The sequence below is a fragment of the Cohnella sp. genome (assembly GCF_041641335.1).
Taxonomy (GTDB): Bacteria; Bacillota; Bacilli; order Paenibacillales; family Paenibacillaceae; genus Cohnella.
In genome coordinates, this window is sequence record NZ_JBEPYQ010000048.1 from 1 (window position 1) to 24,308 (window position 24,308).

Consider the following 24,308-nt stretch of genomic DNA (forward strand, 5'->3'; position numbering starts at 1 on the left):
AGAATGCCGCCAAGAACATCTTGCTCCTGACAAACGAATAGAAGCTTCCAGGTAAACAAGAACTGCGGGAACCGCAGGGATCGCTTGCTCAACTTCACTTCGGATGAGGTGATTACGCAAGAATCTCCCACTTCAACGCAAATGCGTAAGTGGGGGAGTGTTCAAAGCATAAACCTTCTACTTCCTTAAGGAGCCTGTATCCGTATGATCCCTAACGCGCAGTTGTCCCGCATCCGCCTGTCGTTCCCCTGCTTCTCTTCCGTTCCCGACGACAAATGGCAGCGCTCGGAGCTCGTCTCGATCACGCCCGCAACGCCGCACTCCGTTCGGGAAGGCAGACTGCTGGAGCATGCCCTGTTTATCGTCAGCGGCGGGGTTCGCATCTATAAGCTGTGCCCTTCTACGGGGCGGGAGGTGACGCTTTACCGCGTGTTCGGCGGCGAGTGCTGCCCACTGATGATGGCCAGCGTGGTCGGGGAGACGGAATACGAAGCTTCCGCGTCGATCGAAGTGCCGACGGAGGTCGTCGCCGTGCCGGCCAAGGAGTTCGTCTCCTGGATCGACGAATGGAAGCCGGTTCGGCAGTTCGTCTACAAGCAGCTTGTCGGCCGGATTACCGACGTCGCCTCGCTGCTCGGCAGAATCGCGTTCCACCCGATCCCGGTCCGGCTGGCCGATTTTCTGCTCGCGCAATCGCTTGTCCAGCATGCCGACGCTCCTTTGCGCCTGACGCACGATCGCATCGCGGCCGAGCTCGGCACCGCCCGGGAAGTCGTCTCCCGCACGCTAAAAGCGTTCCAAAGCCAAGGAGCGATCCATCTGGGCCGAGGACAGATTGTCCTGCTCGATCCCGCAAGACTGCAGCGGATCGCCGAGTCGCGGGCGTGACTTAGTCACGGTAATCCGCGCTTCCCATGCGTTACGATCAGTGCGAGCTCGTTAAGCCAAGGGAGGATTCATCCATGGACGCTTATTACAAACCATCTAATCTGGGACGCATTCCGGAGCTAATCGGGCTTGTCCCGCAGGCCGCGGGTTCGTTCCTGAAATTCGAGCACGACGTCTACCGCGCTTCGGACGCCGTACCGTTAAAAACGAAGGAGTTGATCGCCGTCGCCGTTGCCCATGTGACCGGATGTCCGTACTGTATCGACAACCACGTCAAAAAATACCGAAGCCTGGGCGGCACGCGCGAAGAGATCGTCGAAGCCGTGCTCGTCGCCGCTTCCACGCGTGCCGGCGCGGTGCTTAGCCACGCCACGCAGGCTTTAATCGCCTTCGAACGGAATGACCCGATGCCCGATAACGCGCCCGCTTCCCCGAAGGACGGAACTTCGGCGGCGCAATCGGACGGACCCGAATGTCTCTGCTAGGGCGTGTATGCATACACGCCCCAGGGCCGGTCAATCTCCGGAGTTTATTTCAGCATCTCCTTAATCCATCTTAAGGGAAGCCCCGTATGCTTTACGACATCCATGAGCGTTACGCCAGGGTTGTTCTTGACATAATCTTTGACGAGATGAGACTCCGCGATATAGACTTGCTGGCATTCCTTGCAGAGCGTGTCCGGCTTCTGCACCTGCAGCTTGCCGCATCTGCCGCAATTGATTAGTTCCATCGTAGCCCACCCTGATGTTAATCGAAACCAAACCGTGACTTTCAGTTCATGGCTTACTAGTATCATCGGTTGAAGAAAGGCACATCATTAGGCGAAAAGAACGGAAGCCGCCCCCGGGTCTCAAGACCCAGATAGGACGGCTTCCTTCTTCATATCGCGTATTTCCTTCAGTCGATTAGACCGGAACGCTGCAGCAGCCGGCTGACGATAACCGCCGTTTCCGCCCGTGTGATGGCGTTCTTAGGCAGCAGCGCGGCTTGATTGCCTTGCAGCAGGCGCTCGCTGACTCCGATCGCCAGCGCCTGGCGGGCCCATGCGCTGACGTCCCCCGCATCCCGGAATCCGTTCAGCTTCTCGGACACGAACGTTTCGGACGCCATGGCCCCGTCGTTCAGCCCCGTCAGCTTCATGGCCCGGGCCAGCATGACGGCCGCTTCCTCCCGCGTAATCGCCGCCGAAGGCCGGAATCGGCCCTGTCCGTCTCCTTCGACGAGACCGTATTTCCGGGCTTGCGCCGCAGCCCCGGCATACCAAGCGTTCGGCGCTACGTCCGCGTAGCCGGACTCCCCGCCTCGCTCGGGCAGCCCGAGCGCTCTCGTCAAGATCGCCGCGAACTCCGCTCTCGTCACCGACGCCCCCGGAAGGAACGCGCCGTTATCGTTGCCGCGTACAACCAAACGCGACGCGAGACCGTTGATCTCGCTTTTTGCCCAATGGTTCTCAACGTCCGGGAAAGCCGCCGGATGCGCGACAAGCGCATAGACGCTGTTCGTCAAGCTGCTCGCCACCGCCGAGCGCTGGCCCCCGATCGTCTCTATGCGGGTCGGCACGTGCCGGACCGATCCGTCCGGCTCCAGTACGACGACGGTCGTTACTCCGCTCGTTCCCGCCGGAATCGGCAGTACCCGCTCCACGAATCCCGCGAACTCATCTATCTCCGCATGAGCTTCCTTGTAATCCGCGGAAACGGAAAATTCGATCGGATGGCCGACAAGATTCGGAATGCCGGTGTTCGCCGCATCCGCCCGAGCAATCGAAATCCTCACAAGCACTTCGCTCAAGGCGGAACTCCCCCCGACTTTCCCGGCCAACGTCCCGATATCCAGAAGAGCCGCCGGAAGACGATAGCTTCCGTACGACGTCCGCACTTCCAGCATCGCGGAACGGTTCTCCATCGCTTGAACGACGCTGCCCGTCAGCTCCAGCAGCACGTTCGTATCCGCCCGAACGGCCTCGATCGCCACCGTAGGCTTGTCTCCTCCCGCGGCCAGCCGCTCAAGGAAAGCTTCGGCGCGCAAGGAAACCGTTAAGCCGTTCGGCGTTTCCCGTTCCGAAGCAATCTCCGCCAGCGTTTGTCCGTTCATAGTCGCTTTGACCCCAGCCGCGGGCGGCGTTGGCGCATCGCCTGCTCCGCCACCCCCGGAGCCTCCGCCTCCACCTCCGCCGTTTCCACCGTCCCCACCGGAGCCTCCTGATGAAGGGGCCGGGCGGAACACGACGATGTCGTAGCCGAGCGAAGATCCGTCTTCTGCCGTTACGTTCAGTCCGATCCGGTTAATTCCCGTCCGCAGCGGGAGCTGCTGGCTGGGAACGCCGCTCGTCAGCAAGATCGGCCCCACGGTCGCAAGTCCGTCGCTGCGGTATACGCTTGCGGTCACGCTGGACCTCGAATCGTAAGTCGCCGCCGTAACCGATACCGACGACACGGCGTCAGCCACGCTGGCCGAATACAGCCTATTCGATCGGGCGAACGCCGGACTGAGCGGAACTGCGGCTCCTCCGAGCCCGGTCAAGCTCAGCGATGCCAACGTGGCATCGTCGCTCTGCGGCGCCGTCGGCTCGCCCTCGGTCGTAAACTTCCACGTCGCGTCGTCCGCGATGCCCGCGTAAGGGTTGCCCGCGGCATCCGCGAAAGCGCCCGGATCGATCCGCACGGCGTATTCCGCCGAACGTTCCAGTTCGACGGAAGGGCGGATCGTCACTCTGGCGCCAGCCACCGTCACCTTGGCGGTATCCGTCACCGCGTAAGTTTCCTCCCAGCTGCCGTCGGTTCTCGACAACGTAATCGTTTTGCCCGCAACCGCCGTGACAAGCTCGTTAAAGCTGATCGCCAAGGGGTTGCTTACAGATGCGCCAACGGCATTCGGAGCCGGGTCGTAAGCCGCTGCCAGAGGAGGCGTCGTATCAGGGCCCGCAATCCAGCGCGCGAACAGCGTCACATTGGCGGCGGGCATCACGAGTATATCCCCGGGAGCGTAAGCGACTCCGTTGCCGTTCGGCAGCGTATTCCAGCCTCCGAAGGTGAACTCCGTCTTCTCCAAGTTGCCCAGATTGTCCAGCACTTCGGCATACTCGTCCACCCAGTACTCGAACGGATCGAGAGGCGGCTCGCCTCCCGTATTGCCGTTGCCCTCGTATGTCACGATGTAGGTCGGCTCGGGCAGCGTCTTGACGGCCTTTTTGGCGTAGACGCTCTTTTTGCCGGCTTTATCTTTGACCACAACCGCATAATGATAGGTCTGGCCTCCGTACATGCCGCTAATCTGCTTAGACGAAATATCCGCTTCGTAAGAACCCAGCGGCGTTCCCAACTCAACGGCGGCGACCGTGTCCGCGCTATTTCCCCCTATTCTGTAAACCCGGTACTCCAGTTCGGAGGACGGGGTCATATTGTCCGACGCTTTCGTCCAAGCGAGCGTCACGTCGGAGTGGGTGATGCCGCTTGCCGTAATCTCCCGGTCGGCAATCGCCGGCGGGGTGGCATCCGTGACCGCTCTAGTGACGACTGGGCTGCGACGCTCCAAAGTCGTGCCGTCTCCCAGCTCCCCGCTCGAATTGAGCCCCCAGCCCAACATCGATCCGTCCGACCTCATCGCCGAACCGGAGAACCCCCCGGCCGTGACCGCCACAACGTCCGACACCCCGATCTCTACCGGGATATAACGCCACTCCCACGTCCCGTCCCCGATTTGCCCCTGATAGTTAAGGCCCCAGGACCATACTCTGCCGTCATTCGTTACGGCATGACTATGATGACCGCCTCCTACGACGGCCTTGACGTTGTCGACCAGGCTGACCTGAACCGGTTCGTGGCGATCGTAGCCCGAGCTGTCTCCGAGCATTCCCCACGTATTTCTTCCCCAGCTCCATACCGTTCCGTCTCTCTTGAGCGCCAGGGTATGGAAATTCCCAGCGGAGATCGCCATCACATCGCTGATATTAACCTGAACCGGATCGGCGCGATTCGACGTCGTTCCGTCACCGAGCTGTCCGTAGTCGTTGCTTCCCCAAGTCCAGACAGTCCCGTCGGCTTTGAGCGCGATGCTGTGCCAGCCTCCCGCGGCAACGGCGACGACATTGTCCAGCCCCGGCACCGCCTGCACGGGAGAAGTCCGATCCTCCGTCGTTCCGTCTCCGAGCTCGCCGGCGTCGTTGTTTCCCCATGCCCATACTTTGCCATCGTCCGTTAACGCGAGCATGTGGTAGCTAATACCGGACGACAGAGCGGTAATATTGCCGTCGATGCCCATGATCCGCACCGGCAGCGTACGGTTGATCTTCGTGCCGTCGCCCAATTGGCCGTCTTCATTTTGTCCCCAAGCCCACAGCGTCCCGTCTTCCGTAACGGCATAACTGCTTCGAATACTGGTTGCGATCAATTTTACCCGCTCCAGATCGGCAACTTTGACGGGAACCATTCTTCCAGTCGTCGACCCGATCCCCAGCTGCCCGTGCGTGTTCTGGCCCCAGCCCCATACCGTCCCGTCCGAAACGAGCGCCAAGCCATGATAATACCCCTGAGCGATTTGCGGGGCAACGACATAACGCTCCGCTGCCTGGGCGTCCTTGCCGGGCAGGAACGGAATGACCCCCAGCAGAACCAACAGACTCATTCCTATTTTAGCGATTCGCGACAATTTCCTCTTCATCCTTCCTCTTCGTTTCTTGGGTCGACCCATACCTCCATTTATTTTACGAAGAGAAAAAACATAATTCGATTGACGAAAGTTAACTCCGCTAACAAAAAAGGACGTCCTCTCGACAGAGAAAAGACGCCCGCCGATCGTCCGGCAAGCGTCCTTCTTATCCGTCTACCTATGCAGTTCCATAATCCGGTGCCCGTACAGCATGAACACGGACAGCACCCCGGCCAGCGCCAGATAGGCGGCCAGCACCTTCCACTTCACGGATGCCGGAGCCTCGTAGTATGTCCGGTAGCGATGCAGCTCCTCGTCGATTCCCGCGATCGCCTCGTCCGCTCTCCGCACGTCTTCCGTGAGCAGATGGGACGGAATCGGCTTGTCGGGATCGCCGTCCTCGTACTGAACCGGCTCGTACTCCCACTCCTGGAGCCGCGTGAGCATCCGCTCGGCGTACTCCCGATCCAATCGCACCTGCTCCCGGGCCAGCTTCTCTTCGTCCTGAAGGAACGGAATCAGCCTTCTGCCGCCGCCTTCCTCCTGCGCCCGTTTGGCCGTCTCAATCTGGGCCATTAAAGCTTGCTTAAGCTCCCAAGTGCTCAATAGATTCGGCCAACGCAGCAGCTCTTTGCGGAATTCGGTCAGCTTCCCTTTCTCGTAAGCGAGCAAGCCTCCCCGGTAGCCTTCCCTCGCCCGGTTCCACCATGTGACGACGCCGAATATCAAAATAATAACCATGAGCGGGCTGCCCGCCATGAAGGCATAGATACCCAGCAGAATCAAGCCGATCAGCCAGATTTTCGTCGACAGCACGGAAACGATGCGGCCTCCGTCGAGCGGAGACACCGGAATCAAGTTAAACAGATTGATCAACGCTCCCAGGAAAACGACCAGCGCCCAGAACGGATCGCCTGTCCACTCGTACAGCGCGACGGCGGGAAGAAACGAGATCAGTCCCGCCAGCGGCCCGCCATAAGCCAAATACGCTTCGGTAGCCGCATCCCGGGGCATCTGCTTCATGGAGATGAAAGCTCCCATGAACGGAATGAAGAACGCCGGAGATGTCGCAATCCCCTTGCGCTTCGCCGCGACGACATGTCCCATCTCGTGAACGAAAATGAGATAGATGACCGCCACTCCGAATTTCCATCCGTATATGGCGGCGTATGCTCCCAGGCTCACCATCATCGTGATTAGCGTGCCGCCGAATTTGGTCCACTTGAGCATGGCCAGCACCCATTTGAACTTCGCCAACAAGAATACGCCGACTCCCATCAGCAACGATCTGGTTTTGGTTTTATCCACGTCGGACTCCCTTCGTTACGCTCGATAACTATATAGCTGCTTTTATTATCACCTATAATACGTCCTGGGACAAAAGCAAGTTTCGTCCCGGACATTTTCTTCCCTTTACTTGCCTTCGTTATCTATGCTACACTTACTCGTACTTACAGGAAATGGAGGGGTTACGTGTGAACGACTACATCCGAGTTAGATCCTTGCGTCGCTAATTGAATAGCGCTTAAGGCTCTGCCTGCGTGCAGAGGACTCGGAGTAAGTCTGTCCTATAACCCCTTTATATCGGCGAACGAACGGATATGCGCGGAACGGATGATGGGTGGCGAGATGCGAATCGCCATCCGTTTTTCGGGCATGTTCTTTTCGTTTAGCCGCAGGTGTAGGCTCGGCTATTCGGAACCCTCTATCGTCATACGACCGCACAGGCAGAGAGATGTCTGTGTTTTTTATTGCCTTTTTTACGAATGGAGGAATTTCAATATGGAACGAATTAGAGATAAAGCAATAACGGTCGGCGTGCAGTTGAACCAGAGGCCGGGTTTCCCCGCCTCGATGGAGGAGCTGCGCAACCTGGCCGACGCATGCGAACTGGAAGTCGTCGGAGAAGTGACGCAGAAGGCGGAGAAAATCATTACCGGAACCTATATGGGCAGCGGCAAAATCAAGGAACTGAAGGAAGCGATGGCGGCAAGCGAAGCCGGCGTCGCCATCTTCAACGACGAGCTGTCCCCATCGCAGATTCGCAATCTCGAGGCCGAGCTGGATTGCCGGGTCATCGACCGTACGCTGCTTATCCTTGATATTTTCGCAAGTCGGGCGCAGACCAGGGAAGCCAAGCTTCAAGTCGAAGTCGCACGGCTTCAGTATATGCTGCCGCGCCTGATCGGGCTTCGCGAATCGCTCGGTCGTCAGGGCGGCGGCGCGGGCTTGAAGAACCGGGGCTCGGGCGAAACGAAGCTGGAGCTCGACCGCAGACGGATCGAAGACCGAATCGCGGCGCTGCAGGACGATCTGGAGAAGCTCGTAGCGAGACGTCAAGTGCAGAGAAACCAGCGGCGCAAAAACGAAATCCCCCTCGTTTGCCTGGTCGGCTACACGAACGCGGGCAAGTCCAGCCTGATGAACGCCGTCATCCGCAAAGTCGATCCCGACTCGGACAAGGAAGTGCTGGAGAAGGATATGCTGTTCGCCACGCTGGAGACGTCGGTCCGCAGCATCGCGCTGCCGAACCGCCGCTCGTTCCTGCTCGCGGACACGGTCGGCTTTGTCAGCCAGCTGCCCCATCATCTGGTCAAAGCGTTCCGTTCGACGCTCGAGGAAGTGACGGACGCCGACCTGCTGCTCCACGTCGTCGACTGCTCCGACCCGGAGAGCGCCAAGCGGATCGAAGTGACGAACGAGACGCTGCGCGAGCTCGGAGCCGGCAACATTCCGTCCTTGTACGTCTACAACAAGGCGGACTTGGCGGAAGGTCGGAGCTATCCCGAGGAAGCCGACGGCGGCATCTACTTGTCCGCGCGGAAGGGCGCCGGAATCGACGAGCTGGTCGGGCTGATCGGGGAACGGATTTTCACGGACGACAAAACCTGCGAGGTGCTGATCCCGTACGATCAGGGAAGACTCGTCTCTTATTTCAAAGAGAATGCCGTCATCCATGCGATGAGTCACGAGGAGAACGGCACCAAGCTGTCTATGACTTGCCGGGAAGCGGATTACAAGAAATACCGGGATCTGTTCTCTCCCGCGAACGAAGATTAACCGGGTGGACGCTTTCCGGCGCGGCGAGCGGCAAGCCGGCTTCGGTTCAGCAGAAGAACCTCTGCGGGATTTCCAATTTGCGACCTGATTTTGGACAAATATGTGAACGTTTCCCCAACCGAACATATGTGCGAAAACGAAGCGCACAACACCTCCGAACGTGTTATACTTAAGAGATAGCTTACTGATTTCGACGATTCGGGAGACTTTAAAAGATGATACCGACCTACGAATTGGACGACGATCAATGGGATCGGCTCGTCCGCGACGTCGCCAAGCACTTCGGCGAAGTGACGATCAACAGAGGCTTCAATTATTTCAAGCGGGGCAAAGTGGTAAAGCTCACCCTCCCCTCCGAACGCATCGTGAAAGCCGTCGTGGAAGGCGGGGATCTGTACCACGTCTCGGTGAACCTGGACTCCTTCTCGTCAAGCCGCTGCGACTGCCCCGTCGGCTATTACTGCAAGCATATGTTCGCTTCGATTCTCCGGTATGCCGACATGCACAATCGCTCGGTCCATACGCTGATTAACGCCAAGTCCGTCACGGGGTCTGCGGCGCCCAAAGCCCGAGCCGCCTCCTACAACGAAGCGCGGCAGCTTGCGGCGAAGAAAGCGGCGGAAGATCTTGCCTTCCTGCAGCAACAAGCGAAGCGGATCGCGGAGCTGAGCGTGAAGGAATGGCACGAATGGTTTGCGCTGGCGACCGCTTCGCTCATGCAGAGCTCGAGAAACACGCAGTTCGTTAACGACGCGCTTGCCGCGATCTATCGCCATAAACCCTCTCTTCCCGCGGACGTCGACGCTTTTTTCCTCCTGCACGCGCATCTCTTCGTGCTCGGGAAGCTGACCAAGCAGCCGCAGGATTTGTCCGGCTATATGTATTCTTATTTAGCTTTTCACACGCATCACGCGGCATCCGATCTGCAGGGCAAAGTCGCCCAGCGCATCGCCCAGATGGCCGGCGCGGCCATTCGGCCGGATAACGAGGCGAGAACGCGGCAGACGTTGTTCTACTTGCGAAGCGAAATGCTGGCCGAGACGAACGAGAATCACTACTATCTGCGTCACTACCTGCAAGCTTGGAAGGAATGGTTGATCGGCCAAGCGGACGGCTCCTTCGCAAGCGAGGAGGAATTCGTCCGCTTAACCGAGACCGAAACCGCCAATTCGCCCTCTTCCCTTGCCCTTAACGTGGCCCGGGCCGCCCTGCGCACGTTTCAAGGAAACGACGAAGAAGCTTGGAAGCAGCTGCGGGCGATCGACGAACGGACGAACATCCCCGAGGAGTTTTTACTCGGCTTCCTCGACTATCTCGCTCAAGTCGAAAGCTGGCCCAGGCTCGCCGACTGGCTGGTGGAAGTCACCCCGCTGCTCAATCTCCGCAAGGCAAGCGGCGTGCGCGCCTATTCCGAATACTGGGATCTGGCCGTTCGCCGTCTTCCGGAAGCCGGGCCGCGAATGTGGGACAGTCTCGTCTCTCTGCTGCCCCATACCCGAGAGCTGTACGAGGAGAAGCTGCTCGAAACCGGTCAATGGCGGCGATGGATGGACTTCCAGCTCAGCATGAACAGCGATCCGCTGGAGTTCCGGGTGACCGACCTCGCGCCGATCGAGAAGAACGATCCGGAAGCGCTGCTGCCTTTTTACCACCAAGCGGTCGAACGCTACGTCCTGCTCAAAAACAGGGACGGCTACAAAACGGCCGTCAAGCTGCTCAAAAGATTGGCGAAGCTGTATAAGCGGCTGAAACGGGAATCGCTCTGGGAGGCCTTTATCGATGCGTTCGCCGACAGGCACAGCCGCCTGCGCGCGCTTCAGGAGGAGCTTAGGAAAGGAAAGCTGCTGACATGATGCAAAATCGGATCGAGAGAAAAATAAACGTTCGCGCGCTGCTCGGAGGTTACGGGGACGCTCTGCTCCACGGCTACTACGAAGGCGGCTACGGCTCCGTTTCCGGTCTCAACCTGAAGCATGCCTTGTTCGCCTGGCACGAGCCTTCTTTTTACGGAACGGAGCTGTTCGTCCATCGGCTCGAGGACATCGAAGCCGTCGTGCTGCCGTCCGAGATGGTTCTTCCTTTCTTCGCCGAGCTGAATCTGCTTCGCCATATCGAGTGGGCCTGGGACGACCTTGCCTCGCGACTGCTCGAACTCGCCCCTCTGATGGTCAAGCGGATCGAGGAGAAAAAATATCACCCGAGCTACGAAGCCTTTTTGGCGGACAAGCTGGAGTGGACATGGGACGAAGATTCGCTGGCTTCGGAAGAGCTGGCGTTGTTGGAGGAGGCCGCATCGGACGAGGATTTCATGACAGGGCTTCGGGCGGCGTTCTCCGCGGCGGTCTACACCATTCAGTACGGCTTGCCGACATCGGCGGGCGATCTGCGCAGAGAATACCCGCTGCTCTTCTCGTCCAAAGACAAGCTCGTTCAAGCCGGGTTGACGGAGAACGACTGGCTCGTCTCGATCGGGTGGAGAGCCGACAACGCTCCTTTCCGTCCCGCGCTGCAATTGCTGGAGCCGGGCGAGCAGGAGGACGATTGGCGCCTGCGGCTCGTTCTTCAAGACAAGAAGGACGAGTCGGCCGTCTTCCCCGCGCGGCTCGCCGCGACCGGAGAGCTGCTCGGCACATGGCCCCGCGAGTGGTCTCCCTATGTCGCGCAGCGATCGCCGCAATGGTTGGAGCGATTGCTTGCCTTGCTGCCGGACGACCGGTTCAACGGCTCTCCCCGCGACGTATTCGCGGAGCCTCTGGACGACGAAGCCGCCTGGCGCTTCCTGACGGCGGACAGCCAGCGGCTGCTGGCTGCCGGCTGGCAGGTGCTGCTGCCCGCCTGGTGGGAGACGGCCAGCCGGAAGAAGCCGAGGCTCCGGGCCAAAGTCGGCTCCGGCGAAGGAGGCCGCGCCGGAGGGTCGCTGTTCGGACTCGACTCGCTGGTCGACTTCGACTGGAGGATCGCCATCGGCGACGTCGATCTGTCGGAGGCGGAGTTCGCCGAACTCGTCGCCCGGGGCGCCAGACTCGTCCGTTTCCGCGGCCAATGGATTCAACTCGACCCTGCGCTGCTGGCGCAAATCCGCAAGGCGATGTCCTCCGTGGACAGACGGCAAGGTCTGTCCTTCCAGCAGGTGCTTCAACTGCATCTGCTCGGAGGAGAAGGCGATTGGAACGCCGAGCGGGAAGAAAACGAACAGTCGGATGCCGACCGGGAGCATCGCCTCCGGCTGGAGATCGAGCTGAACGAGCATCTGACGAGGCTGATCGGTCAACTGACGCAGCAGTCGGAGCAGCCGAAGCTCCCCGTGCCCGCCGGACTGCGCGCCGAGCTCCGCTCCTATCAGCAGGAAGGCTACGCATGGCTGAGCTTCCTGCGCAGATTCGGGCTCGGCGCATGCCTTGCGGACGATATGGGCCTCGGCAAGACAGTGCAGCTTATCGCTTATCTGCTGCACATTCAAGAGAGCGCGGCCGGAGGCGAACGGCCGATGCCGTCGCTGATCGTCTGCCCGACGTCCGTACTCGGCAACTGGCAGAAGGAGATCAGCCGCTTCGCCCCTTCGCTGAAGGTGATGCTGCATTACGGAAGCAAGCGGCTGAGCGGGGAAGACTTCGTCGAGGAAGCCAAGCAGGCCGACGTCGTGCTGACATCGTACGCGACCTGCTCCCTCGATCAGGAAACGCTCCAGGGACTGACCTGGACCTCGATCAGCCTGGACGAAGCGCAAAACATCAAAAACGCGCAAACCAAGCAATCGGCCGTCGTGCGCAGCCTGCCGGCCAGGCATCGCATCGCGCTGACCGGAACGCCGATCGAGAATCGGCTGTCCGAGCTGTGGTCGCTGTACGATTTTATCAATCCCGGCTATCTGGGAAGCTCGCGGGAATTCAACAACCGGTTCGCCGCGGCGATCGAGCGGGAGAGGAACGAGCAGAGCACGGCCGAGCTGCAGAAGCTGATCAAGCCGTTCATGCTGCGGCGCAAGAAGAAGGACCCGGCCATCCAGCTCGACCTGCCGGACAAGAACGAAATGAAAACGTACGTCCATCTGACCGCCGAGCAAGGCGCGCTGTACGAGCAGACGGTGAACGAGCTAATGGAGAAAATGCAGAAGCTGGAGGGTATCGAGCGCAAAGGGGCGATTCTGGCCGCGTTAACCCGGCTCAAACAGCTGTGCGACCATCCGCTGCTGCTGACCAAGGAAGCCGTGCCCGAAGCCGTGTCGGAGGAAAATCCGATCGTGGACGTCGAAGCGCTCGCCGGCCGCTCTTCCAAGCTGGAACGTCTGCTGGCGATGGTCAAGGAGCTTCGCGAGGAAGGCGATCGCTGCTTGATCTTCACGCAATACGTCGACATGGGAAACATGCTGAAAAGGATTCTCGGGCAGGAATTGCAGGAGCCCGTCTTCTACCTCAACGGAAGCACGCCGAAAGCGACAAGAGACCGCATGATCGAACAGTTCCAATCGGCCGCGGAGCCTGCAGATGGGGAGGATGGGCGTCCCGGCGTGTTCGTCCTTTCGCTGAAGGCCGGGGGCGTAGGGCTGAATCTGACCGCGGCGAACCACGTCTTCCACTTCGACCGGTGGTGGAATCCGGCTGTCGAGAACCAGGCGACGGACCGGGCCTACCGGATGGGACAGACGCGGGACGTGCAGGTGCACAAGTTTATCGCGCTCGGCACGCTGGAGGAGAAGATCGACGAGATGCTGGAGAGCAAACAGCAGCTCAGCGACAACGTCGTCTCCTCCTCCGAAGGGTGGATCACCGAGCTGTCGACGGAAGAATTGAAGGATCTGTTTACGTTGCGGCGCGATCTCGTCGGATAACGGGAGGGCGCTGATGGGAACCCGCCGGGGACTGAACCTGAACCGGCGGGTTCTTTGCTTCGCGCGCTTCCTCTTCCTTAAAGTAATCGGCAAGGAAGTCGCGGAACCGGACGGCCGCCTTGGACAGGTACTTGTTCTCGTTCCAGACGACCTGGAAATCTCGCCGGCAAACCGGATGCTCGATCGGAATTCGGCGATAATCGGCGGACTGAGGCCCGCAGCTGCCCACCATCGCCACGCCTAACCCGGTTTTCACCAGGCTGACGATGGACGAAGGCTCGTCGGCTCTGCAAATGAAGTTCGGAGCTATGCCGGCTTCGCGAAGAAAGCGCTCGTTCATCCGCTGGAACGGAAACCCTTCCTTGTAACCGATGAACGGCTCGCCCGCCGCCTCCTCCAGACGGATGCTCTTCCGGGAAGCGAGGCGGTGCCCGTTAGCAACGCCCAAATAAAGGCTTTCCCTTAGCACGGTCATTCCGTTAATGCCCGCGCGCCCCTCCAGCGGCATCGGCGTGAAGCCGATGTCCGCCGCTCCGGCCTCGACCATCTGCTCGATTTCGTCCGCGGCCTGCGTAATCCGGAAGCGGACTTCGGGATATTGCGCGACGAACTTGCCGATCGGCTCCGACAGACGCTCCAGCGTCCAGGTAGCGAGATGGATGCTGCCCTGCTCCATTCCCGCCAGCTCGGCCACCTCCTGCTTCCCCTCCTCCAACAGCGCCAGCGCCATATCGACTTTCTTCAGAAACGCCCTGCCGAACTCGTTCAGTCGAATCTGCTTGCCGTGGCGGTCGAACAGCGGCACTCCGAGGTCCGCCTCAAGCCGTGAGATCGTCTTGCTCAGCGCGGGCTGGGCGACAAGCAGCTCCGCTGCCGCCTTCGTCATATGCTCCATTCGGGCCACCGTACGAAAATACCGCAATTGCAGAAGCTCCATCACGCCACCTCCTTATAACCTCAAGTATATAAGCATTATGGTTTAAGAAGTATTTTTGTTATTTTCATGCTCAGTATAAAATACTTCTTGCAGGAGAACAACAGGCAACTGGCTCCGCAGAAAGAAGGTTATCGCATGGACGCTGAATTTCAATCCCGCGCCGGACAGAAGCTGATCCGCATTCTCGCATTCACCCTCGTCATCACGGTCATGAGCGCGACCATGTTCAACATCGTGCTGCCCCGGATCGCCGACGACTTCGGTTTGACGATCTCGCAAGTCAGCTGGGTGTCGTCGTCTTTCCTGCTCGTCTACGCGATCGGAACGATGCTCTACGGCAAACTCGCGGACAGCTACAAGCTGAAAAGCCTGCTCACCTTCGGTCTCGTCTTTTTCGCCTTCGGCTCCTTGATCGGGCTCGCTGCCCAGAACTACTGGATGGTGCTGCTCGGCCGGGTGCTGCAGGGAATCGGGGCGGCCGTCGTTCCCGCCACCGCCGGCATTATCCCCGCCCGCTTCTTCCCGCCGGAAACCCGTGGCCGCGCGCTCGGCATCGCCATGACGGGGCTGGCTATCGGCAGCGCGATCGGACCGGCCATAGCCGCGCTCGTCGTAAGCGCCGTACATTGGCGCTGGCTGTTCTGCATGCCGCTGTTCGGGCTGCTGGCTCTGCCGTTTTATCGCAAATATTTGAACGAGGAGCCTGCCAAAGAGGGTTCCTCGATCGATTGGCTCGGCGGCGGATTGCTGGCCGGCGCGATCGCGGCGCTGCTGCTGGCGATCACGAACGCCGCCTGGCCGTACGCGGCGGGATGCGCTGTACTGCTGATCGTCTTCTACGCCAGAATCCGCTCGGCAAAGTCGCCGTTCATTCGCCTGGAGCTGCTGCGCAACAAAAGCTACTCCGTCGGCATCGCGACCGCGTTCGCCGCGACCGGCGTCGCCTACTCGCTGCCGTTTCTCAGCCCGCAATTGCTGACTCACGTCAACGGTCTCTCGCCCGCCTGGGTCGGTCTGACGATGGTTCCGGCCGCTGCCGTAACGGCCTTGCTCGGACGCTCGGCGGGAAAACTCGCCGATGCCCGCGGCAACCCGTTCCTGTTCTACGCGTCGACGGGATTGCTCGGCTTTTGCCTGTTGCTGTTATCGGTTTTCGCGGGCATAGCGCCGGCGTGGATCGCCGTGTTTCTCATTTTCGGAACTGTGGGCCATTCGTTCATGTACATCGCCTTGTCCAACGGAATTTCCCGCACGCTGCCGCAAGATCAGGTCGGAATCGGAATGGGGTTGTTATCGATGCTTAACTTCATCGCGGGCGCCGTGTCGGCCAGTCTGTTCGGCGGGGTGGTCGATCGGGGAGCAAGCAGCGGCTGGAATCCGCTTAATGCTCATCCAAGCGCGTTCGCGTACAGCAACCTCTACCTGGTATTAGCGGGATTGCTGGCCGTGTTTATCGCCGTCTATTTCTTGCAGTTCGGAGGATCTCTGCGTTCCGGCGCGGACACGCGGAAGACGACTTCTATTACCTGAAAGGATGATTAAGATGTTGAACTCTCGGAAAACGATGAAAGCCGCAGCCTTCTCCGCCTTCGGTCCTCCCGAAGTTTTGCGGACCGTCACGACCGCAATGCCCGAAGCCGGCCCCGGAGAAGTTCGCGTGCGCGTCAAAGCGGCGGGCGTTCAGCCCGCCGATCTGTCCGTTCGCATGGGGTGGACTCCGCCCGGAGCGGAAGTCCGGCTGCCGCAAATTCCCGGCAACGAGTTCTCCGGCATCGTCGACCAAGTCGGGGAAGGCGTCGCGAAATGGGCCGAAGGCGACGATGTGCTCGGCTACCGGCTGCTGAACTGCTACGCCGAATACGTCGTCGTACCGGCCGAACAGATTGCCGCCAAGCCTGCCGACATGTCGTGGGAGGCGGCGGGTTCCTTATCCGCCTCCGGACAGACGGCGCATACCGCGCTGCGCGAGCTGAAGGTCGGCGCCGGCGATACGCTGCTCGTCCATGCGGCCGCGGGAGGCGTCGGCACGATTGCCGTGCAGCTTGCCCGCGCTTGGGGCGCCACGGTCATCGGCACTGGGAGCGAGCGCAATCACGATTATTTGCGCACATTGGGCGCCATTCCCGTGACCTACGGAGACGGCTTGGCCGATCGAATCCGCACCCTTGCCCCGCAAGGCGTCGATGCCGCCCTGGACGCCGCCGGCGAAGAAGCGCTGCGCGCATCCGCCGAGCTGGTCGCCGACAAAGCCCGCATCGGCACGATCGTCTCCTTCTCGCTTGGCGCGTCGCTGGGCGTGCGAGTCATTCGCAGCCAGCGTTCCGCCGAGCGGCTGGAAGAGCTCGTCGAGCTCTACCGCCAAGGGTTGCTGAGCCTTCATGTGCGGCGAACCTTCCCGCTGGAACAAGCCGCGGACGCCCACCGCGAGATCGAGCGGGGACACGGCCGCGGCAAAGTCGTCTTGACGATCGATTAGAAACCGTCGGCGACGCTTCGCCTTCGTCGGCAGGCCGTTTCTATTCTACAGATGGCGCTGGAGATCCGCTTTCCGGAGAAGTCTGCGCGCGGCGACGCTGCCCGCGATCATGACCAAGGAGCAGCCGAGAAGGCCGACGGCTACCACCGTCCCTTCGTCCGCTCCGAGGCTCGCCGTCACGGACCCGGCGGTTACGCCGAGCGCGATTCCAAGCGCGACGGACAGTATCCCCAGCGCCTTGCCCTCCGGAGAGCGGGAGCCGATTCCGAACACCATCAGGCAAGCGATGGAAACCAATCCGGCAGCGAATAACAGCAAGATCATGCGATCACCCCGTCTAGTATATGAATTCATTACTAGAATGGTCATGAATCGCGCTTGCTAACCCTCCCCGGCCGCTCTACGGCCGGTTATTCATCGTCCATTTGGACTCCTCGCAACGTTTTCAGGTAAGTCATGATTTGCTTCTGGGCTTTGCCCGACACGGGAGCGATCACCTCTCCGTTCCTCGTGCGCAGCTTGACGATATTCAGAATCCCGTCGAACGTCTCCACGCGCTTCGGGTGAATGAGCGTTCCCCGGTCGGTCCGAACGAATCCCGATTCCTGCAGCAGATCGGACAAATCTTTGACCGTGGATATCATTTTGTACTCGTCGTCGTAAGAATAGATCGTCATCCTCCCGGCGCCGTCCGTTTGAAGGTACACGATTTCTTTCACGTCGAGCAATCGATGCTCTCCTCTTGAGTTCAGCAGCGGCAGCAGCATCCGTCTCCCCCTCCTTGATGGTCAATAGCGCATAAGTTATTTCGGCTCGGAGATGATACATATAGATCGCAGTTACAGCAGTAACAGGAACTCAATGTCTTGATTATAGCTTTAAATGCGATTTATGGATACTATTTCTGAATTAGACTGTATCTTTCTACCGCTTCTTTCCCTCTCGCTACTTTTCTACACTGAGAAGGAACGAATGAGAGGTGTGAACGATTGGCGAACGATATTCTGAAGCTCGTCGGCCAACGCATACGAAGCTTGCGCAAGGAACGGGGACTGTCGCAGGAGCAGCTCGGGGAGAAAGGCGGCTTCCACTACTCCTACATCGGACAAGTGGAACGCGGCGAGAAGAACGTATCCCTGCTGAACTTGGCGAAAATCTCCGAGGCGCTGGAAGTCAGCTTGTCGCAGTTGTTCGCCTACGTAGACGGAGAAGAGAGGCGCACCGATTCGGAAAACGATCTTCGCGAAATCTTGGCGGCGCTGCGCGATCAGAAACCCGACCAGGTTCGAATGGTTCGCAATGTCGTGCGGGAAATTCTGGGCGACGGCGATCAATACTCGACGAACAAGCGGAGTTGAACCGCATCCCTATAAGCGCGCAAAAAAAAGACCTCGCCCTCCGCCTTCGCGGTGGGATTCGAGGCCCTTGCTTTTGTCTTACTTGTCCCGCAGCAGCCGGATTTGCTCCTCGCTCATCCCGCTGATTTCGGCGATCAATTCGATCTCCATTCCTTTGGCCAGCATCTTTAGCGCCATTTCGATTTTGCCTTCTGTTATTCCTTCGGATTTTCCTTCAGCCCTGCCTTCAGCTTTTCCTTCAGCTTTTCCTGCAGCTTTTCCTGCGGCTATGCCCTCTGCTCGGCCATCGACAAGAGCTTTTTTACGGGCCTCTTCCGCAGCCTTTTCCACAGCCTTTTCCACAGCCTTTTCCACAGCCTTTTCCACAAGTTTTTCAGCAGCTTTTTTCGCAGTTACGTCCACCGAATATACCCAATCCCGCAAATACCTCTCCTTGTCATCGAGAAACTCCTTAAAGCGTTCGTCCAAGCTCAGCTCTTCCAGCTTCTCTTCCGTTTTGGCAATGATCGGATCCATGTCCATCAGCTCCTTCAATTGTTCTTCAGGCAGCTTCTCGTCCATGAACATCAGCCACCTGTGCAAGGCGATGCTTGTATCTTTCTCCATTCGCTCGAACTTGGGAAACTCGATGAAGTGAACTTCGAGCGCGTCGGTCAGCAGCGCGCGTTCCTCGTGGTCCTCGTAGAAGTGGTACGTACTATGAAATCTATCGTATGGGAAAAGGTTGAAGTTAAGGAGGTTAATCGTGATCGTCTTCCTCAGACTTTCGTAAGGATTGCCTGCAGTGAGCGCGGAGGCGAACAGCTTCGACAAGTAAAACAAGGTGCGCTTCACCATATTGCCGCGATCAATCATTTGCATTTCGATGTTGATCAATTCTCCGCCGGACAGCTCGGCCAGAATATCGAGGCGACCGTTTTTGCCTGCCAGCGTATCGCTGCCCAGCTCCAGGTTCCCCGCGATTTTGAGCGACGCGATCGGATCCGTCCCGTCCGGCCGAAGAATCGCGTTAAGCAGCGCCTTCAAGCTTTCCTCAGACGCTTGCTTTCCGAACAGATGGCGGAATATAAAATCGTTTTTCGGTTTCAAACGAACGACAGCCAATACATCCACTCTCCCGTATGGTTAGTCGGCACAAAATGCCACGCTCCATCGGTGCTTCCGCATCGGCGTATAAGGATATTATATCATGTTCCAAGCGTTCCATCATCCCGCTCCACGTTTCACTTCGCGTAACGCAAAATCGCGGCAGCGGCGCGCTCCCGCCTGTCCGGGTCGTCGCTGCGAAGCGCCAGCTTCAGCACCGCCAGCGCCTCGGCGATCGTCTCGTCGTCGACCTTTGACCGATCGGCGGCAGACGGCTGAACGCCCTGCGGAGAGAGCCAGCGGTCCAATTGCGCCAGTTGAAAAGGGTAAGGAAAAGATTGGATCGCGCCCGGAGCGTCCAGCATGTCCTGCACGAGACCGTTCAGCTCCGAACGCGCGATCCGGTGCAGCCAAGTGACGCCGCGGCGGTGACAAGCTCCGTCCTCTGGAACGTCCGACGACTCCACGTAAAAATAATCCCCGACATCGCCCAGCATGACCGTATCCCCGTCCGCGAACAGAATGAAATCGCCGTCCTGCACTCCGTTCGCGAACAGATGGACTTCCTCGGAAGCCGTCCGAAGCCCGTGCCCGACATACCTGCCCAGACCGATCAATCTATCCTCGATCTCGTCCTTGCCCGCTCCCTCCAAGTCCCCGAGACCCGTGTAACCGATACTGATGTAGTTGTCTTCCAGAAATCGCTCGAAGCGGCCCTCGAACGCGGGATTCAGCCGCATGCCGTACAGCTTCATTTTCGCCGACGCGCCTCCTTTATCCGAACCATTGGCTAATATAAAGCATGATCAACAATCCCAGGATAAAAGAATAAGTAGAGGACCGTTCGTATCCGTGCCCGTGGCTTTCCGGTATGAGCTCCTTATAGGAGATGAACAGCATCGCCCCCGCGGCGAAAGCCAGTCCGTAGCCGATCATGCCGGCGATTCCGCTTGCCGTGAAGTAGCCGACGACCGCCGAGGCGGCTTCCATTAGCCCGGTCAAGAAAACGATGGCGAACGACCGCAGCCTGCTCACCTTCGAGTTGATCAGGAAAACGGCGAGAATAAGCCCTTCCGGCATATTCTGGGCCCCGATCGAGATCGCCACCATCGGTCCCAGCCCTTGATTCTGGCTCGCATAGCTGAAGCCGGTGCTCAGACCCTCGGGAATATTGTGAATGAACAGCGCGATAATGACGAGCAGCGACTTCGAATCGAACGAACTGACCCGGCTGTCATTCTCCACGTCGATATGAGGAATGTTCTTCTCGATCAGATCGAGCGCGACGACTCCGACCAGCAGACCGAGCGTCAAGCCCAGTATCCCCGATTCCTTGATCGCCTGCGGCATCAGGCCGAACGTCGAGGCCGACACCATGATGCCCGCCGTGAAGGCGACCAGCACGTCCTTCCACTTTTCGGACAGCCTGCGGATAAAAAAGATGGGCGCGGCTCCGAGCACGGTGGCCATAGCCGAAATAAAACTTCCGAGTAAAGCGGACTCCAAATCCGAGTGCTCCCTTCGTGCCGATAACGTGAGTGTCTGAGTTGATTCTAAATTGAATCGCCCGCCATTGCAATCGCGAACAATGCAGCTCTCTCGCCTCCTCCCCCCTTTCACACTTTCCCTTTCCGTCAGTCCGTCTGCTTCTTCCCGCTCCACTTTCCACGCCTTATGTCGCTATCCCCTTCCGTCAGTCCCCCCAACATCCCCCCATCTTTCATCCTTTTTACCGATATCCCCTTCATTCCATTTCTCGCTCTCTTACCGCCTTTTCGCACCTTTTTGCCGCTATCCCTTCCGGTCAGTTCAGGCCGCACCTGTCCTTTCGCTTTTCGCCCCTTTTGCCGCTATCCCTTTGAGTCAGTTGGGATCACGTCCAGTTGCTCGCGGATTGCATCCATTCTTCCACAACCACCTTTCCAGAACTCACGAAGTCTAGCATTCGTTCCCGGTCTGGCAGGCTAACTCGAGCCTCATCACGACCGCAAGCCCTTAAACTTGGATGATCTGCTCCTTTCCGAACAGAACCGATTTCTGAGCTGTCGGGATAAAAACAAATGGAGGATAGGCCATTGCCAATCTCGCAGGAGGTGTACGACCAACCTGATTGGACGGGATACCGGCAAAAGAGGCTGAGAACGAAAGAAATTTTCTGAAAGGGGGAGTGATTATAATCGGCGCGCGCAGGAAAGGGCCGCCCCTCCGAAGACCGGAAGGGACAGCCCTTGCTGTTGATGCGACCTATTCGGTTACGGCTACGCCCAGCGTGTAAATCTCGCACTTGCCGAGGCGGACCTTCAGCGGTTCGTCGCGATCGGAAGGCGTGACGTCTTCGCCGGCGCGTTCGAGCACATCGCTCTTGTAGAGGCGGGTGAAGTCGCTCGTCGCGTAAACGCTCAGCTCGCCTTCCGCCGGCTGCAGGTTGTACCAGCGCAGCATCAGATCGCCGCTGTCCTCCGCGAGCTTCATCGAGGAGAAGGCGATGCCTTCGCCCTCCCAGTGCAGCGGCGCGTCGATCGCGGCCAGCTTGCCGTCGTGCACGCCGGTCTGGGCGACCGTCCACGGTACCGGGAACTGGTACGCCAGCGCGAACGCTCCGGAAGCCGCTCCGTCTCCGGCATGCGGAATGATCATCAGCTCCACGCTATGCTCTCCCAGGCACTGCGCCTCCGGTGTCGGGAAAACGCCCCAGTCGCCGAGCTCGGACACCGAGCGCAGCAGCGTCACGGCGATCGTATTGCGGCCGTCGCGCAGCACCTCGTATTCGTTCAATCCGCGATTGGCGACCGTAAGCCCCCGAGAGCCGTCGCCGACATCGATGAACGCTTGCTGATGCTGGGCGTTGCTCGGATTTTCCCATTCGGCGGACGGCTCGTTGGCGCGCACCGCCGCTTCGAAGATCGCGTCCGCGCGGTGAGAGTCCGCGATCAGATCGGTCGGGAACAGCGCGCGAACGCGGTGGTCCTTGGCCTGATTATCGAACGTAGCGCGAATGCCGACGCCTCTGCCGTCCCGCTCCAGGCTAACCATGGTGCGGATCGTGAGGGGCACGGTATGCTCCACCCGCTGAGCCTTGCGCTCGGGGTAGTACACCGCCTCCCGCTTCTCCTTCTCGAACAGCTCGTCCGCCGAAGCCGGCACCGCCCAGTAATGGACGATCTCGATCGAAGCCCGGTACGGCGTATTCTCCAGCACCGTAATTTCCGCTTCCAGCCCCTTGGTTGTCAACGGCTGCTCTCCGTCCGGCTGCTTGTACATATACTCATTGCCGATGTCGCCCGTATCCTCGTAGACGAGCAGGTCGCGATAGACGCCCCCGGACGCCTTGTCCGTCACCGAGAGCGAGCCGTCGTCCGCAATCTCGATGCGCAGATGCTCGTTCTCCAGCACGCGGTCTCCGGACACCAGCGAAGCTTCAGCCGAGACTCCGGAAGATCCGCCGACCTCAACACCTTCAGAGCCCTTCACCCAGGCATACGCCTTATGCCCCAGCGCAGGCACGCGGTCGGCTTGCAGCACAAGCTTCACCCGGCGCGCCCAGTAAGGCTGGCGGAACTTGTCGTTCGGCAGATCGTAGCCGAATTGCAGGCCGAGATCCTCCAGCGTATGCGCGGCGACACGACCTTCCGCGTCTACGACGACGCGTCCTGTCACGTCCACCTCATTCATCCGACGGATCATCTCGTCCATGGCGACGCCTTCGCGGAAGTAGATGCGCGCCGCATCCAGCTCCACTTCCACCGTGCCGGCGCGCTCCCAACCCGTCGTATTGAATACGACGAACGGCACCGCATCGTCTCCGTACTCGGCGAACGGCGAAGTATCGATCGCCTCCGCCAGCGCCTTCACGCTCGCGTCCACGATCGTCTCGGCGACGTGCCGGCTCTTGTCGAAGCGGGTCACCATCTCGCGGTGCACCTCATCCACGCTGCAGCCGCAAATGCTGTCGTGCGGGTGGTTCTGCATGAGCGTCTTCCAGGCGTACGTGAACAGATGATGCGGGTAAGCCAAGCCGGCCGCCGTGGAAGCGTAGGCCGCCAGCGGCTCCGCTACCTTCTCCAGCAGCGTCTGTCCGCGCTCGTTCATCTGCTTCAAATAAACTCTTGCCGAAGCCGTGTTAACCAGCGTGGACCAGCCGTCCGTGCGCTGGCTGCGCAGCTCGCCCCGGACGACCGACAGCTCCGACTTCAGCGCTCCCTCGACCGATGCCAAGTAATCAGCGAAATTGGAATGCACGAAATCCGTGTCCGGATGCAGCTCGCGCGCGACGCGAATCGCCTCCGGCAAGTCGGTCTGGATCGGCTGGTGGTCGCAGCCGTTCATGAACAGCAGTTCCCCGGTGGACGCATACTTGCCCGCGTCCGCCAGCTTGCGCTCCCAGTAAGCCCGCGCCTCCTCCGGATCGGCCGGCACCTCGTTGCCGTTGCTGTACCAGTTGGCGAACAGGATGCCAAGCACGCGCGAACCGTCCGGCCCTTCCCAGATCAGCTCGGAGAAGGACGATTCGTAGTCGGAATCGGCGACCGTATTGTTGAACCCGGTCGGCTTGACGCCCCGGCCGAACACGGCGTTGCCGATGTCCGCCTGCCGCATCAATTGCGGAGCCTGCCCAATGTTGCCGAACGTATCCGGGAAATAGCCGACCTTGGAGATCGTCCCATAACGTCCGGCGTCTTGATGGCCGATCTGCAGATTGCGAACGTTGGCTTCGCCGCTCGTCAGGAACGCGTCCTGAAGAATGTACCACGGCCCGATATGGATGCGGCCTTCATGAATCAGCTTCTCCAGCCGCTCCCTGCGGTCAGGCCGCACTTGCAAGTAATCTTCCAGAATGATCGTCTGCCCGTCGAGGAAAAAGCTGCGATACTCCGGCTCGCGCTCCAGCGTGTCCATCAGCGTATCCATCAGCTCGATCAACCGGACGTGATGCTTCTCGTAAGGCAAGTACCACTCGCGATCCCAGTGGGTATGCGAGATGATATGAGCCGTTCGTCTATTCGCCTTGTCTGTCATGCCGCAAGCTCC

18 protein-coding genes are annotated in these 24,308 nt (G+C 59.5%); 8 read left to right on the forward strand and 10 right to left on the reverse strand.

What is annotated here, in order from left to right; translation table 11 throughout:
• Window positions 1-204 precede the first annotated feature (204 nt).
• Window positions 205-888 (forward strand): Crp/Fnr family transcriptional regulator, encoded by a 684-nt coding sequence (locus tag ACESLM_RS16425; RefSeq protein ID WP_372632665.1) that lies wholly within the window; start codon window positions 205-207, stop codon window positions 886-888.
• Between the two features lie 74 nt (window positions 889-962).
• Complete coding sequence (locus tag ACESLM_RS16430) at window positions 963-1,373, forward strand: carboxymuconolactone decarboxylase family protein (protein ID WP_372632666.1); 411 nt, start codon at window positions 963-965, stop codon at window positions 1,371-1,373.
• 44 nt (window positions 1,374-1,417) lie between these two features.
• Here ACESLM_RS16430 and ACESLM_RS16435 read toward each other — a convergent pair whose 3' ends face one another.
• The 3 genes from ACESLM_RS16435 to ACESLM_RS16445 form a co-directional block, all read right to left on the reverse strand.
• On the reverse strand, window positions 1,418-1,618 hold the full coding sequence (locus ACESLM_RS16435) for a hypothetical protein (protein ID WP_372632667.1): 201 nt from the start codon (window positions 1,616-1,618) through the stop codon (window positions 1,418-1,420).
• A 167-nt stretch (window positions 1,619-1,785) separates the two neighbouring features.
• Window positions 1,786-5,547: an RCC1 domain-containing protein gene (locus ACESLM_RS16440; protein ID WP_372632668.1), complete on the reverse strand. Its 3,762-nt coding sequence runs from the start codon at window positions 5,545-5,547 to the stop codon at window positions 1,786-1,788.
• Window positions 5,548-5,709: 162 nt separating this feature from the next.
• Complete coding sequence (locus tag ACESLM_RS16445) at window positions 5,710-6,813, reverse strand: site-2 protease family protein (protein WP_372632698.1); 1,104 nt, start codon at window positions 6,811-6,813, stop codon at window positions 5,710-5,712.
• Window positions 6,814-7,317: 504 nt separating this feature from the next.
• Between ACESLM_RS16445 and hflX the strand changes: the two genes are divergently transcribed.
• From hflX to ACESLM_RS16460, 3 genes are all read left to right on the forward strand, one after another.
• A complete protein-coding gene (gene hflX / locus ACESLM_RS16450) occupies window positions 7,318-8,595 on the forward strand; it encodes a GTPase HflX (protein ID WP_372632669.1) in 1,278 nt (425 codons plus the stop codon).
• 215 nt (window positions 8,596-8,810) lie between these two features.
• Entirely contained in the window at window positions 8,811-10,448 is a 1,638-nt protein-coding gene (locus tag ACESLM_RS16455; RefSeq protein ID WP_372632670.1) for an SWIM zinc finger family protein, read from the forward strand.
• Complete coding sequence (locus tag ACESLM_RS16460; protein ID WP_372632671.1) at window positions 10,445-13,423, forward strand: DEAD/DEAH box helicase; 2,979 nt, start codon at window positions 10,445-10,447, stop codon at window positions 13,421-13,423. Before ACESLM_RS16455 ends, ACESLM_RS16460 begins: the two co-directional genes overlap by 4 nt.
• On the opposite strand, the gene ACESLM_RS16465 is transcribed toward ACESLM_RS16460, so the two are convergent.
• A complete protein-coding gene (locus tag ACESLM_RS16465; protein ID WP_372632672.1) occupies window positions 13,395-14,360 on the reverse strand; it encodes a LysR family transcriptional regulator in 966 nt (321 codons plus the stop codon). The genes ACESLM_RS16460 and ACESLM_RS16465 overlap by 29 nt on opposite strands.
• A gap of 135 nt (window positions 14,361-14,495) precedes the next feature.
• Here ACESLM_RS16465 and ACESLM_RS16470 point away from each other — a divergent pair, with 135 nt between their 5' ends.
• Window positions 14,496-15,890: an MFS transporter gene (locus ACESLM_RS16470; RefSeq protein WP_372632673.1), complete on the forward strand. Its 1,395-nt coding sequence runs from the start codon at window positions 14,496-14,498 to the stop codon at window positions 15,888-15,890.
• Window positions 15,891-15,924: 34 nt separating this feature from the next.
• Window positions 15,925-16,836 (forward strand): NADP-dependent oxidoreductase, encoded by a 912-nt coding sequence (locus tag ACESLM_RS16475; protein WP_372632699.1) that lies wholly within the window; start codon window positions 15,925-15,927, stop codon window positions 16,834-16,836.
• 45 nt (window positions 16,837-16,881) lie between these two features.
• On the opposite strand, the gene ACESLM_RS16480 is transcribed toward ACESLM_RS16475, so the two are convergent.
• Both ACESLM_RS16480 and ACESLM_RS16485 read right to left on the reverse strand, forming a co-directional pair.
• A complete protein-coding gene (locus tag ACESLM_RS16480; protein ID WP_372632674.1) occupies window positions 16,882-17,160 on the reverse strand; it encodes a hypothetical protein in 279 nt (92 codons plus the stop codon).
• Window positions 17,161-17,246: 86 nt separating this feature from the next.
• Window positions 17,247-17,603, reverse strand: coding sequence for a LytTR family transcriptional regulator DNA-binding domain-containing protein (locus ACESLM_RS16485; protein ID WP_372632675.1), 357 nt, complete (start codon window positions 17,601-17,603; stop codon window positions 17,247-17,249).
• A gap of 222 nt (window positions 17,604-17,825) precedes the next feature.
• On the opposite strand from ACESLM_RS16485, the gene ACESLM_RS16490 reads away from it, so the two are divergent.
• Window positions 17,826-18,194 (forward strand): helix-turn-helix domain-containing protein, encoded by a 369-nt coding sequence (locus ACESLM_RS16490; RefSeq protein ID WP_372632676.1) that lies wholly within the window; start codon window positions 17,826-17,828, stop codon window positions 18,192-18,194.
• Window positions 18,195-18,272: 78 nt separating this feature from the next.
• On the opposite strand, the gene ACESLM_RS16495 is transcribed toward ACESLM_RS16490, so the two are convergent.
• The 4 genes from ACESLM_RS16495 to ACESLM_RS16510 form a co-directional block, all read right to left on the reverse strand.
• A complete protein-coding gene (locus tag ACESLM_RS16495; protein ID WP_372632677.1) occupies window positions 18,273-19,298 on the reverse strand; it encodes an Rpn family recombination-promoting nuclease/putative transposase in 1,026 nt (341 codons plus the stop codon).
• Between the two features lie 119 nt (window positions 19,299-19,417).
• Window positions 19,418-20,035, reverse strand: a complete 618-nt coding sequence (locus ACESLM_RS16500) for a hypothetical protein (protein WP_372632678.1) — start codon at window positions 20,033-20,035, stop codon at window positions 19,418-19,420.
• A gap of 19 nt (window positions 20,036-20,054) precedes the next feature.
• The gene (locus ACESLM_RS16505) at window positions 20,055-20,786 is read right to left on the reverse strand and encodes a ZIP family metal transporter (protein WP_372632679.1); all 732 of its coding nucleotides are present in this window, start codon (window positions 20,784-20,786) and stop codon (window positions 20,055-20,057) included.
• A 738-nt stretch (window positions 20,787-21,524) separates the two neighbouring features.
• Window positions 21,525-24,296 (reverse strand): alpha-mannosidase, encoded by a 2,772-nt coding sequence (locus ACESLM_RS16510; protein ID WP_372632680.1) that lies wholly within the window; start codon window positions 24,294-24,296, stop codon window positions 21,525-21,527.
• Window positions 24,297-24,308 lie beyond the last annotated feature (12 nt).